The sequence below is a fragment of the Eggerthella hominis genome (assembly GCF_014287365.1).
GTDB classification, from domain to species: domain Bacteria; phylum Actinomycetota; class Coriobacteriia; order Coriobacteriales; family Eggerthellaceae; genus Eggerthella; species Eggerthella guodeyinii.
Genome location: NZ_JACOOA010000002.1, coordinates 211,938 through 224,879, shown reverse-complemented (window position 1 = coordinate 224,879; position 12,942 = coordinate 211,938). Strand labels below are relative to the sequence as shown.

The following is a 12,942-nucleotide window of genomic DNA, read 5'->3' as shown; positions in this document are numbered from 1 at the left end:
TTATGCGGATCATTGTTTCGCCTGCTAAGAAGATGAATGTGGTGGACGACGCGTTCGGGTGGCGCGAGCTGCCGATGTTCGCGGACGAGGCCGCGCGGCTGGCCGACGCGGTGCGGGCGCTGGCGTATGACGAGGTGAAGGCGCTGTGGCAGTGCAGCGACGCGCTGGCCGAGCTCAACTTCGAGCGCTTCCGCACGCTCGACGTGCGCGGGGGCGCGCTGACGCCGGCGATTTTGGCCTACGAGGGCATCCAGTACCAGCACGTGGCGCCGCAGGTGATGACGGCCGATCAGCTGGACTACCTGCAGCGGCGACTCCGCATCCTCTCCGGCTTCTACGGCGTGCTGCGCCCCCTCGACGGCGTCACGCCCTATCGCCTCGAGATGCAGGCCAAGCTGGCGGTGGACGGTACGCGCACGCTGTACGAGTTCTGGGGCGACCGCCTGTACCGCGCGCTCGCCGCAGAGACCGACGTCATCGTGAACCTCGCATCGGTGGAGTACGCGAAGGCCGTCGCGCCCCACGTCGCGGGCCCGTGCCGCATGGTCACCTGCCTGTTCGGCACCATCGACGCGCGCGGCCGCCTCGTGCAGCGCTCGACCGCCGCCAAGGCCGCTCGCGGCTCCATGGTGCGCTGGTGCGCCGAGCACGGCGTCGAGCGCCCCGATGACCTGCGCGCCTTCGACGTCGCCGGCTACGCGCTTGACGAGGAGCGCTCCACCGACGACTGTTTGGTGTTCGTACAATAGGATTTTCTTTCATACATACTAATAAGTTATTATGATATAATGCTTCAAAAGTATCATGAAGAGAGGATTGCGGGTGCCGATCATTGCAGTGTTCTACGGTATCGTCATTCGCATGTACTTTCAGCAAAGCGAGCACAATCCTCCCCATCCCCTCTGGCGTAACGAAAGGATCGTGAAACAGTGTTCAGGAAGGTGACGGCGGTATATCCCCTGTATCGAATGACCTTACTGGTGTGGTTTCAGGGTGGCGAAGCCAAGTTTTACGACGTGGAGCCCCTGACGAAAACCTGGAAAGTCTTCGAGGCCTTGCGAGATCCTCTGCTGTTCTCTCAAGTAAGGGTCGACGGTGGCGGCTACGGCGTATCGTGGAACGACGATCTCGACCTTTCCGGAAACGAGCTGTATGAGAACGGGAAGGGGGCCGAGATTGAGGAGACCGAACGAAACAGAGTGATAGAGGAGGTTTCATCTGCGCGGAAAGCCAGCGGACTGTCCCAAAACCAGCTTGAGGAGGCGGCGGGGGTGCGGCAGCCCGTTATCGCACGGCTCGAAAAAGGCGATACGGCTCCGCGTCTCGATACGCTGATCAAGGTGCTCGCCCCTCTGGGAAAAACGCTTCGCGTGGTGGATTTGACCGAAACGGCAGGCGAGAGCGGATTGCTGAAGACGGTGCAGGCAGATTCGCGGTAGAGCGTCGATCGCTTCTTCCCGATCGTCCGCAAATTCTTCATCCCGCGCTTCGCGTTTCGACCAATATCACTATAATAGGAACATTCGCGAACAAAAGGCCCTCCGTGCGGACGCGCGCGGGCGGGCGACGGCCTGACGAGGATACGCCCATGACCATGAAACCGTACAACCCGCATGAGATCGAGCCCCGCTGGCAGCAGGAGTGGGCCGACATCGACCTGTATAAAGTCACCGAGGATGCCTCGAAGCCGAAGAAGTACGTGCTCGAGATGTTCCCGTATCCCTCGGGCGACATCCACATGGGCCACGTGCGCAACTACACCATCGGCGACGTCACGGCGCGCTACTACAAGATGCGCGGCTTCGACGTGCTGCACCCCATGGGCTGGGACGCGTTCGGCCTGCCGGCCGAGAACGCGGCCATCAAGCACAACAGCCACCCGGCGAAGTGGACCTACGCCAACATCGACACGCAGAAGGCCAGCTTCAAGCGCATGGGCTTCTCGTACGACTGGGACCGCACCGTGGTGGCGTGCGATCCCGAATACTACCGCTGGGGCCAGTGGATCTTCCTGCAGTTCTGGAAGCGCGGCCTGGTGGAGCGCCGCAACAGCCCGGTGAACTGGTGCCCCAACTGCCAGACCGTGCTGGCGAACGAGCAGGTCACCGAGGGCCAGTGCTGGCGCTGCCACGGCGCGGTGGAGAAGCGCGACCTCACGCAATGGTACTTCAAGATCACCGACTACGCCCAGGAGCTGCTCGACGACCTCGATCAGCTGGACGGCTGGCCCGAGCGCGTCAAGCAGATGCAGGCGAACTGGATCGGCCGCTCCGAAGGCGCCGAGATCGACTTCGTGCTGTGCGGGCCCGACGGCGAAGCTCCGGCCGAGCCTGCCGAGGCCGACACCATCACCGTGTTCACCACGCGTCCCGACACCTTGTTCGGCTGCTCGTTCTTCCTGCTGGCGCCCGAGTACCAGGGCCTCATGGAGCTGGTCGAGGGCACCGAGTACGAGGCCGGCGTGCGCGAGGTGGTGGAGCAGGCCGCCAAGGTGAGCGCCGTCGAGCGCGCCCAGGGCGACCGCGAGAAGCATGGCGCGTTCACCGGCCGTTACATGGTGAACCCCGTCAACGGCGAGAAAGTGCCCGTGTGGGTGGCCGACTACATCGTGAGCGATTACGGCACCGGCGCGGTCATGGCCGTACCGTGCGGCGACCAGCGCGACTTCGAGTTCGCGCGCAAGTACGACCTGCCCATCATCCCCATCATCCTGGGCGAGGACGATCCGCTGTATCCCGAGCTCAACGGCGTGCAGGAGCGCGTGGTGACCACGGTCGACTGGGATCGTGCCTACGACGCCGAGGGCGTGCTCGTGCAGTCCGGGAAGTACACCGGCATGACGGGCGGCAAGCACAGCCCGGCCGTGGACGCCATCATCGACGACCTCGCCGCCGAGGGCAAGGGCAAGAAGACCGTGCAGTTCCGTCTGCGCGACTGGCTGATCAGCCGCCAGCGTTACTGGGGCAACCCCATCCCGGCCGTCCACTGCCCGACGTGCGGGCTCGTGCCCGTGCCCGAAAGCGACCTGCCGGTGCGCCTCCCCGAGGACATCGACCTCGCTGCGGGCGAGACGCTGGCCACGCACGAGGCGTTCGTGAACACGACGTGCCCGACGTGCGGCGGCCCGGCGAAGCGCGAGACGGACACGATGGACACGTTCACGTGCTCGAGCTGGTACTACCTGCGCTACACCGATCCGCACAACGAGGAGCTGCCGTTCGCGCCCGAGAAGGCGAACCGCTGGATGCCCGTCGACCAGTACATCGGCGGCATCGAGCACGCCATCCTGCACCTGCTGTACAGCCGCTTCTACACGAAGGTGCTGCGCGACCTGGGGATGCTCGAGTTCGACGAGCCGTTCGCGAATCTGCTGTGCCAGGGCATGGTGAAGGACGAGCACGGCGAGACGATGTCGAAGTCGAAGGGCAACGTCATCGCTCCCGAGGACATGATCGCCGAGTACGGCGCCGATGCCGTGCGTGCGTACATCCTGTTCATGGCCCCGCCCGACAAGGATCTGCTGTGGGACGAGGGCGGCCTGGCCGGCATCTTCAAGTTCATGAACCGCGCGTGGCGCATCGTGAACGACCTGGTGGGCCACGCGGGCGACGAGTCGCTCTACCAGCCCGGCGCAAGCGAGGCCGAAGGCGTCGAAGCCCTGCAAAAGCTCAACCGCGAGCGTCATCGCGTGGTGGGCAAGGTCATCGACGACTTCGATCGCAACAACTTCAACACGGCCATCGCCGCCGTCATGGAGCTGACGAACGCGGCGAGCGACTACCTGCGCAAATGCTCGCCCGAGGAGCGCGCGGCGTGCGAAGGCTCCCGCGCCATCGACGCCGACGTGGCCGAGGTCATCGTCAAGCTCATGGCCCCCATCGCGCCGCACTGGTCCGAGGAGCTGTGGAGCGCCGTGCTGGGCAAGGACGGCTCCGTGCACACGCAGCCGTGGCCCACGTTCGACCCCGAGCAGGCCAAGGCCGACGAGATCGAGCTGGCGGTGCAGGTGAACGGCAAGGTGAAGGCCAAGATCACCGTTGCAGCCGACGCGCCCGAGGACGACGTGAAGGCCGCCGGCCTCGCCGCCGTCGAGGCGGCGCTTGCGGGCAAGGACGTCAAGAAGGTCGTCGTGGTGCCCGGTCGCCTGGTGAACATCGTCGCGAAGTAGGCGCACGCGAACAACGCACGCAGCGCGAACGCGGGGCGGCTCGGTTTTCCGGGCCGCCCCGCTTTACGTGTTCGAGGGTTTCTTCCCATAAAGAAAGCGTGTTCGTCATATTCAGGGTTGACGAATACGTGTTTCCCCATCATACTTGTCCAAATCATTAGATTTGCTATAAAAACGATAGGAATTCGGGAGGACGGGACATGGCTCAGATATCCGCAGCTCAAGCTGACGCGATGGTCATTCCGTCGGTTCCCGGCAGTTCAAATACGACGGGGGGGGCGTCGTGTCGCACCTCCTCGCTGCCTCGATTTGTAGCCTCTGATTCCTCGACCCCGTCCGGTCGGCAAAATAACGCGAGCGGGGGGGGGGGTGCCTCACCGTACTCTTTGCGGTCTATTGCCGGTGAGCGCGATGCCCTCACCGGACTCGAAACGCGCGCCGGCTTCCTCGCTCATGTAGAGGAGCTTTCCGCAGCGCATCCCCAAACGCGCTATGCTCTCGTATGCGTCGACGTGGATCGCTTCTGCGCATACAACGCGCGCTTCGGATACGGCGCCGGCGATTCCCTCCTCGTCAACCTCGGCAACGCGCTTTCCCGCTTGCTGTCGTCGCAGAGCGCGGCGGCGCGCTTGCACGCGGATCGCTTCGCGCTGTTCGCCCCTCGCTCGCTGCTGAGCGAAATCGCGTTTCTCACGCGCTTCTCGTATTGTCCCGACGGCGTTTTCTGCAGCGTCCGATCGGGCGTGTACGAAGTTGAGCTCGATGCTCGCCATTCTGCCGATCACATGCTCGATTGCGCTCTCCTTGCCCTCCGCGCGGCAAAGCACGACGATGGGGAGAAGCGTACGTGCGTCTATCGGCGCGATTTGCGCGACGAGGCATTCTTCTTTCAGGACATCGTTCGGGAGTTCGCTCCGGCACTGAGAAACGGCCTGATCAGTCCTCGGTTTCAACCGATCGTCTCGTATCCGAGCAACCGGTTGGCCGGGGTGGAGATCCTTGCGCGCTGGAATCGTCCGACGCATGCGCCTCCAAGCCCAGCCCGGTTCGTGCCCGTGCTCGAGGAAGCCGGGTTCATCGCCGAGCTCGACATGCACATGATCGTGCGTGCGCTCGTGCATCTGCGCGACTGGATCGATGCGGGGTTCAAGGTGGTTCCCGTTTCGGTCAACCTGTCCCGCCTCTCCCTTCGCGCGCCCGATTTGCTGCGCAGGCTTGAGTCGCTGCTGAGCGCGTATCGCCTGCCGTCCTGCTTGCTCAGGCTGGAAGTATCCGAAAAGGCGTGGAGCGTCGATGCGACCCAGCTCAAAGCGATGCTTTCGCAGCTGCACGCCGCAGGGTTCTCCCTTGCGGTGGACGACTTCGGCACGGGGTCCACCTCGCTCGATTCCCTGGCGGGTTCTCCGGTGGACGTCGTCAAGCTCGACAAGGCCTTTCTGCGATCGCACCTGACCGACCGCGACGGCATCGTCATCACATCCCTGGTGCGGCTTGCTCACGATCTGGGTTTGATCGTCGTCGTCGAAGGCGTTGAAACCGAGGAGCAGGCCTCGTTCCTCAGGAACGCAGGGGCCGATTGCGCGCAAGGGTATCTGCATGCTCCCCCGCTGGACAGGGCTTCCTTCGAAGCGCGCCTGTCCGCGGGGGGGGCTGAGCGCGAACGCCGTGCCGCGCGCGAAGCGGATTGATCCCGACGTCCGGGAAAAGCCGGACGGGTGCGAGGGGCCGGGATTGTTGGAAGTGCGCGAATGAAAAGGATGCTCAGAGGTTCTTATATGGCGAAAACGCAGGTCAAACAAAGCAATATCCGTCGCGTCGTCAAGCGCGTCAAGCGAAACGTGCAGGCATGCCTGGGCGTCATGTGCGCGACGCTGCTGCTGGTGGCGGCTTTGCCGATGCCTTCCGATGCCGTTGGCGAGGGAGCGCAGGACGGGTCTGCGCAGGCGAACCCGGTTGTCGTCGAGGCGCCTGCGGCAACGCCGAGCGACGGTGATCTCCCCGACGACGCTCTCTCCGACGACGTCGCAGTTTCGGACGGCGCATCGTTGAACGTTCCCGATTCCGACGTCGCTCCCGACGAGTCCGTGCAGGAGGATTCCCCGATGCAGCCCTCGTCGCCGCAGCCCGTCGAGGGCGAGGCGAGCGATCCGCAGCTCGACGAGGGCGACGAGCCCGTGCGGGATGGCTACGAAGCGCCCGACGCCGACACCGCCCTCGATGAATCAGGGTCGCTTGCGACCGGATCCGACGACCTCGAGGCGGAGGACGAGGGCGCGTTGGCCGCTGCGCCTTTGGCCGCCGACCCTGCGGGGTTCTCCTGGAAGTTCGCCGATATCGATGACGATACCTGCAAGATCAACGGCTACAACGGCGGCACGATCACGTCGGGGACGGTGCACGTGCCGGCCGTGAGCCCTGCGGGCAAGAAGGTCGTGTCGATTGTGGGCAAAATCGAAATGTACAAGAATCTGCGTTGCCAGATCGATTTTTCCGCTGCGGTCAATCTGGAGCGTATAGAGCAGTTCGCGTTCTCCTCTTCGGGTCTGCAGGGAGCCATCGATCTTTCGCAATGCGTGAAACTGACGAGCCTGGAGGGATACTCGTTCAAGGATTCGCTCGGTCTGACGGGCTTGGTCCTTCCTCCCAACCTGGTTTCGACGGGCAATTACGCCTTCTACGGATCTTCGGGTCTGACGGGTTCGCTCGTGCTCCCGAAATCGCTGAGAACGATGGGTGCCGAGCTATTCAGGAACTGCAACTTCACGTCTCTCGTCATTCCGAACGATACGGCTCTCACCTCCATCAGCGGCAGCGCATTTAATGGCAATGCCCTATCTGGACCACTGACGCTTCCTGCGAACATAACCACCGTGCAAGGCTCTGCTTTCCGGGGCAACAAGATCACTGCCGTGACGTTCGAGGCGAATGTGATCGAAGTGTTCGATGGTGCCTTTCGAGACAACCTCATTGCGAACAATCCCTTCGAAGGGCAAAAATTCTCGTCGCTCGGCGGCTACTCGTTCGCGAACAACAAGTTGTCGGGGGCGATTTCTTTCGCGGATGATCAAGCGGCTCTTCCTTCGCCGGGCATTATCGCGAATAACCCCGATGTGACAGAAATAACCCTATCCAAAAGTTGGCTCGCTATTCCGGCCGAATCATTTCAGGGGCTGACGAGTTTGATCAAGGTGTCTATTCCGAAAGGCAATGTCCTTCGACGTGTCGGAGATCGTGCGTTTCAGAATTGTATCAGTCTTCAGTCGTTCTATCTCAACGACGCACCTTTGGCGGACAGCATGAACGGCAATGCCATAGGGCAGGCCGCGTTCCAAGGGTGCTCGTCGCTGAAAGAATTCCATGTGGGAACCGGTACCTTCGGACAGCAATCGCAGGTTGTCGTCACGGTGAGCAACTCGGCTTTCAAAGATTGCACGGCACTCTCCTTCATCGACATTCCCTCGCCGTCGAGCGGCTCGACGAAAATCAGCGTCAAGATTGGCGCCCAAGCGTTCATGAATACCAACCTGGGCGATTTTCCGGACCCGCTCAACCCGGGCGCGCCCCTCGGCTACCTGCCCCTTGATCGGCGATCGATCACCTCGATCGGGGCAAGTGCGTTCAAAAACGCTAACCTTCGCGACGTGAAGCTGCCGAATACCTTGGCGTTTGTGGGGGACGAGGCGTTCGCGGGCAACCATATGACCGATCTGGAGCTTCCTGCAAATAGTCATCTCGACGTGCCGGAGAACGTCGGTGCGAACGTTCTTGCAGATCAAACGGTTGACGAGCCTGCTATCTGGGGCGACTCCGACCAGCCCGACAAGGCCGACATCATACTGGAGGCGCTTCACGCACTCGGGTTGGTGCATGACCGGGTGGACGCGGTGGGCCTGAACGTGACGGGCGTTGGCACCAACATCCAGCCCGACAACGCCGATACGTGGAAGGTCGATCACGTGGCGACGTACGACAAGAGCTACATCGAACCGAGCGATACGACGTTCACCTACGGGTACGAAGTGTGGCGAACGGGAGGCTCGGCCGCGCTCTCGCACGGCACCGTGACGCTGTCTTATGTGGAAAAGGGGGTTCCTTTCGGGTTCAGCTACTACGACAATCCGGATTTCACGGGTTCTCCGGAAACGCATATCCAATGGGTTGCTATAGGGCGCTTTCCCGCTGAAGAATCGCATGGTGTCGGGAACTTCGGCGTGAACAAACCGGGCTACCACACCCTGGGCGGCGCGTACGACCCCGTGGCAAACGCAGGATGGAGAACCGGGACCGGGGCTGCAACGGGCGAGCCGATAGACCCCGAGACGGTGCAAGCCGTGGGCAGAACCTCGCCCTCGTTCTACAATCGGTGGATCGCGAATTCCTATGCGGTGTCCTTCGACAACAACTGGAACAGCATGGTGGCGCAGGATCCGAAGCTGGGCACGGAAGACCCGGACGATCCGGACGGCGTCGTGCCCGACGGCGCCTGGGTATCGGGGACGATGGGCGAGCTGGCCGGGCTGACCTACGGCGAGCCCGCGACGCTTCCCGAAAACGGTTTCAAGATGGGTGGCTACGAGTTCGTCGGTTGGGCCACGTCTCCCGACCTGGCCGAGGGCGACCGCGCGGAGGGGACGAACTTCTTCTCGCCCGGCTCTCCCGTTGCGACCCCCGATCCTGCGCCCGTCGACGGGGGAGCCGTGACGCTGTACGCGCAGTGGAAGGCCGTGGACTACGGCGCAGACGACCCCGCGCTGCTCGGATTCCTCTCGATTCCGCAGCACGTCGCTCTGGAACCCTACGGCGGCAAGCTCTACTCGAAGTCGTCCGTCCCGGACGCGCCTGCGGACGACCACGCGGTGGTCGTGGGCGCCGAGCCGGAGATTCCCGGTGCGACGTGGCCCTCCGACCAGGTGTATCAGGTGTCGGTTACGCGACCGGATGCCGACGCGTCCCTGCTTGTGCTTTCGGGCGACGGGGATGCCGGCAAGGTGATCCAGGTGCTGAGGGCCGACGGGAGCGCGTACGACCCCGGCGTCAACGACACTGACAACCCGGATGTCGTCCCCGCGCCGCTCATGACGATCGATCCGCACGACGGCGCGAAGAGGACGGGGTCGTTCATGCTGGCGAGCGTCGACCCGTCCACGGCGTTCAGCGCGAACGCCCGCTATGCGGGGACGATGACGTTCCGCGTCGACATCGTGCAGAAGGGGGCGACCTCATGATGACGCACTCGCTGCCGCGGCGGTTCCGCGTGGCGCTTGCCGCGCTCGCGACGCTCTTGGGGGTCCTCGCGCTGATGACGGCCGCGCCTGCGTCGCGAGCCTGGGCGGACGAGCTCTCGGGCAGCGCCATCGTCGAATACACGCCGCAGAGCTGGCCTTTCTCGATTTCGGCCAGCGGGTGCGGGCAGCTCGAGCTGGTGGAGGTCCTGCCGCCCGCGCAGGATGCCCCGGCAGCTCGGCAAGCGCCTCAGGCGGCGGCGCCGGGAATCGTCGTGCGCGACGGAACGGTCGACCTCGAGGTGTTGCGCGGCCAGGAGCTCGCGTTTCGCGCCGTGCCCGACCCCGGCGCCTCGCTCGTGTCGGTGCGCATCGGCGGCGAAGACGCCTCCGATGCGTTCGCCGAAGACGGGACGATGACGTTGACGGCGGAAGAGGCTCACGTCGACATGGTCGTCGTGTTCGGCGACGCGGCTCCGGGCGGGAACGCCGCCGCGGGCAGCGGAGGCAAGCCGGTGCCCATCGGCTTGACGCGGACGGGCGATTGCCTCTGGATCGGCGCGAGCGCCCTAGTTCTGCTGGCGCTCTGCGCATGGTGCACCACGCGATGCGCCAGCCGCTGTCGAGTCCGCGTCGACGACGCAAGCAAGGTTCAACCGCATGAGAGTGCGTGAACATAGAAGCGAGGAAGCGGCACGATGCCGGTTTCCGAAGCAAGCAGCCGTGCATGCCCGAAAGCATGCGAGTGAAAGGAAAGATAGCATGAACATCAAGATGAACCGCAACATGGGGCGTGTTCTGCTGGCGGGCGCTTGCGCCGCCGCGCTGGTCGTCGGAAGCGCCGTGCCGGCGTTCGCCGCCGATCAGTCGGGTACCACGAACGTGACGTACTCGTCTTCGCAGCAGGTGCCGGGCACCAACGGATGGGGCTTCGAGATTCCCACCTCCATCCCCTTCGGCGCCGACAAGAGCGTGACCGTCGATGCGTCGGTGAACCTGTTCAACACCACGCCCGGCGGCTCGGTCGACCAGATCACGACGCTGCCTGCGGGCGGGGCGAAGCTCCATCTGCAGTCCGCCAACGGCTTCACGCTCATGAAGGGCGCGTCCGATCCCGTCAATTACGAGATCGCCTACACCGGCGGCGGCGTTTCCAAGGCGCTGTTCGATCAATCGGTGACGACGAAAACCGTGATCGGCACGTTCGACAAGACGAACCACACGGCGACGGGCGTGGCCACGCGCACGGGCGATGCCACGGAGGGCGGCGCCCACTCCGACACGCTCACCTTCAGCTACGAGGACCAGACGGGCGCGTAAGCTCGACGTTTCCCGGATCGTGCGCCGCCCCGCCGCATGCGCGACGGGGCGGCGGTTCGCGCTCTGATATCCCAGAAAGGCGGAATCGACGTTGAGCAACGCGTTGACCAATGACCAACAGCATTCCCGGCGAACGGGGCGCATCGTCGTTGCCGTACTCGTCCTCCTCGTGCTCATCGGCGCCGCGGTTGCGGCGACGGTTTTCCTCACGCAGCCGCAGGACGACGGTACGCGCATCGACCCCGCGGCCGCCGACTACAGCATCCCCGGTTACGAGAACCCCGGCGGGGAGCAGGGCAGGATCCGCATACCCACGTATTCCGAGTGGGACATGCCGGCGGGGACCGACACCGTGGACGTGCCCCTCATCAACACCGAGGGCAACCCGTGCTACATGCGGTTCACCGTGAAGCTGAAGGACGGCGGGGAGGTGCTGTATCAATCCGAGTTGGTTCCGCCTGGCCAGGCTATCCCTTCGATGCGCTTGAACAGGGCGCTCGATGCGGGTACGTATCCCGTTGTAGTGACCATCGGCACCTACAGCCTGGACGATCCTTCGCAGCCCCTCAACGGGGCCGAGTTGGGAACCAAGATCGTGGCGTCGTGAGGTGCTGCCACGGGTGAGAAGAAAGGGGGCTCGTTTTGGCGAGAACGTCGAACGCGGTGATGAAGAGGCGGAAGATGCTGGTGCTCTCGCATCTTGAGAGGCTTGCCGAGTCCGGCAGGCTTCCCTGCTTGTCGTACGGCAACCTGGGGCAATCCTTGGAACTGTCGAACGGCCAGGTCCGTCGCATATGCAAGCTGTTGCAGAAGGAGGGCGCGCTCAAAGTGACTCCGCGCTACTTGAAGAACGGCGCGCAGCTGGAGAACGCCTATCGGCTGACTTCTTTCGGCAAGCAAAAGCTCATGGATTGGCGCGTGCGGGAAACGCCTCAGCCGTAGTCGTGCCAGGGCGCTCCTGCGGGCCGCCGACCACGTAGTTTTCTGCCAGAATCGGGGTGCCGACCCGCCTTCGATGGTACAGTGCGATCATGGATATCCTCGTACGTCATAGTTCGGCACCGGAATGCTGGCGCTTGATCGGCGAACTCTTCCTGCGCGACGCCGCAAGGCGCGCTGCGACGAAGGGCGCGCTTCCCGACGCTGCGTCCGTGCATGAGGAGGCGATGTCATGAGCGTCTTGTTCGAGGGGTTGGAGATCGGGTCGTTGCGGGCGAGGAACCGGTTCGTGCGGGCGGCCACCTACGAGGCGCTGGCCACCGACGACGGGTATATGACGCCGGAGCTGCGCGCCGTCTACGAGGAGCTCGCCGACGGCGGGGCGGGAACGATCATCGTGAGCTACGCGCACGTCGTGCGCGACGAGCAGCCGAACCCGCGCATGCTGGGCATCTACGACGACTCGTTCGTTCCCGAGTACCGCGCGCTAGTTGACGACCTGCACGAACGCGGCGCGCGCGTCGTGTCGCAAATCGTGTACGGCGGCTCGGCGACGAAGCTGGATCCGCCGAGCGCGCGCATCCTCGGGCCGTCGGCCGTGGCCAACCCGAAGACCGGCATCGTCCCCGTGGAGGCGACGGCTGCCAACCTGCGGGCGCTCGCCTGCGCGTTCGCCGACGCCGCCGCTCGCGCCCGAGCCGCGGGGTTCGACGGCGTGGAGCTGCACGCGGCGCACGGCTACCTGCTCAGCCAGTTCTTGAGCCCGCTGTTCAACCGGCGCGCGGACGAATACGGCGGCTCCCTCGAGAACCGCGCCCGCTTCCTCGTCGAGGTCGTCGACGCCGTCCGAGCGCGGGTGGGCGCGGCGTTTCCGCTGCTCGTGAAGTTGAACAGTTCCGACGGCGTGGAGGGCGGCTTGACCGAGGGCGACAGCGTCGAGGTGGCGAAACTGCTGGCGTTGCACGGGGTGTCGGCCATCGAGGTGAGCGGGAACTGGCGCGCCTGCCGTGCGAAGGACTACGCCGGCGAGCCGTTCTTCGCGTCCTACGGGCAACGGCTCGCACGCGAGGCGGGCATCCCCGTGATCCTCACGGGCGGCAACCGCCGCTTAGACGCGATGGAGCGCCTCGCGACGGAGGGCGGCATCGCGGGCTTCGGCCTGTGCCGCCCGCTCATCTGCGAGCCCGACCTCCCCCGTCGCTGGCAGGTCGACCCGCACGCAAAACCGCGCTGCGTCTCGTGCAACGGCTGCAGCTCCTCGCCGGGCCACCGCTGCATCCTGCCGTAGCCGCG

10 protein-coding genes are annotated in these 12,942 nt (G+C 64.4%); all 10 read left to right on the top strand.

Annotated elements, in window-relative coordinates; all coding sequences use genetic code 11:
• Positions 1-2: 2 nt before the first annotated feature.
• The 10 genes from yaaA to H8S61_RS05665 all read left to right on the top strand — a co-directional run bounded on the left by yaaA (position 3) and on the right by H8S61_RS05665 (position 12,937).
• Positions 3-749 (top strand): peroxide stress protein YaaA, encoded by a 747-nt coding sequence (gene yaaA / locus H8S61_RS05715; protein WP_186938277.1) that lies wholly within the window; start codon positions 3-5, stop codon positions 747-749.
• Between the two features lie 180 nt (positions 750-929).
• Complete coding sequence (locus H8S61_RS17690) at positions 930-1,439, top strand: helix-turn-helix domain-containing protein (protein ID WP_222617612.1); 510 nt, start codon at positions 930-932, stop codon at positions 1,437-1,439.
• A gap of 155 nt (positions 1,440-1,594) precedes the next feature.
• The gene (gene leuS / locus H8S61_RS05700) at positions 1,595-4,168 is read left to right on the top strand and encodes a leucine--tRNA ligase (protein WP_186938538.1); all 2,574 of its coding nucleotides are present in this window, start codon (positions 1,595-1,597) and stop codon (positions 4,166-4,168) included.
• A gap of 200 nt (positions 4,169-4,368) precedes the next feature.
• Positions 4,369-5,856, top strand: coding sequence for a bifunctional diguanylate cyclase/phosphodiesterase (locus tag H8S61_RS05695; RefSeq protein WP_186938276.1), 1,488 nt, complete (start codon positions 4,369-4,371; stop codon positions 5,854-5,856).
• 87 nt (positions 5,857-5,943) lie between these two features.
• Positions 5,944-9,393 (top strand): leucine-rich repeat protein, encoded by a 3,450-nt coding sequence (locus H8S61_RS05690; RefSeq protein WP_186938275.1) that lies wholly within the window; start codon positions 5,944-5,946, stop codon positions 9,391-9,393.
• Complete coding sequence (locus tag H8S61_RS05685) at positions 9,390-10,064, top strand: hypothetical protein (RefSeq protein ID WP_186938274.1); 675 nt, start codon at positions 9,390-9,392, stop codon at positions 10,062-10,064. The genes H8S61_RS05690 and H8S61_RS05685 overlap by 4 nt, the downstream gene beginning before the upstream one ends.
• An 88-nt stretch (positions 10,065-10,152) precedes the next feature.
• Positions 10,153-10,710, top strand: coding sequence for a hypothetical protein (locus H8S61_RS05680; RefSeq protein WP_160941894.1), 558 nt, complete (start codon positions 10,153-10,155; stop codon positions 10,708-10,710).
• A 103-nt stretch (positions 10,711-10,813) separates the two neighbouring features.
• A complete protein-coding gene (locus tag H8S61_RS05675; RefSeq protein ID WP_186938273.1) occupies positions 10,814-11,317 on the top strand; it encodes a hypothetical protein in 504 nt (167 codons plus the stop codon).
• Positions 11,318-11,391: 74 nt separating this feature from the next.
• Positions 11,392-11,652, top strand: a complete 261-nt coding sequence (locus H8S61_RS05670) for a hypothetical protein (RefSeq protein ID WP_186938272.1) — start codon at positions 11,392-11,394, stop codon at positions 11,650-11,652.
• Positions 11,653-11,881: 229 nt separating this feature from the next.
• Entirely contained in the window at positions 11,882-12,937 is a 1,056-nt protein-coding gene (locus H8S61_RS05665) for an NADH:flavin oxidoreductase (protein ID WP_186938271.1), read from the top strand.
• The last annotated feature ends 5 nt before the right edge of the window (positions 12,938-12,942 follow it).

Coding starts and splice junctions, on each gene's coding strand:
- H8S61_RS05690 (WP_186938275.1), top strand. CDS start 5,944: ATGGCGAAAACGCAGGTCAAACAAAGCAATATCCGTCGCGTCGTCAAG.
- H8S61_RS05665 (WP_186938271.1), top strand. CDS start 11,882: ATGAGCGTCTTGTTCGAGGGGTTGGAGATCGGGTCGTTGCGGGCGAGG.
- H8S61_RS05680 (WP_160941894.1), top strand. CDS start 10,153: ATGAACATCAAGATGAACCGCAACATGGGGCGTGTTCTGCTGGCGGGC.
- H8S61_RS05685 (WP_186938274.1), top strand. CDS start 9,390: ATGATGACGCACTCGCTGCCGCGGCGGTTCCGCGTGGCGCTTGCCGCG.
- leuS (WP_186938538.1), top strand. CDS start 1,595: ATGAAACCGTACAACCCGCATGAGATCGAGCCCCGCTGGCAGCAGGAG.
- H8S61_RS05670 (WP_186938272.1), top strand. CDS start 11,392: ATGCTGGTGCTCTCGCATCTTGAGAGGCTTGCCGAGTCCGGCAGGCTT.
- yaaA (WP_186938277.1), top strand. CDS start 3: ATGCGGATCATTGTTTCGCCTGCTAAGAAGATGAATGTGGTGGACGAC.
- H8S61_RS05695 (WP_186938276.1), top strand. CDS start 4,369: ATGGCTCAGATATCCGCAGCTCAAGCTGACGCGATGGTCATTCCGTCG.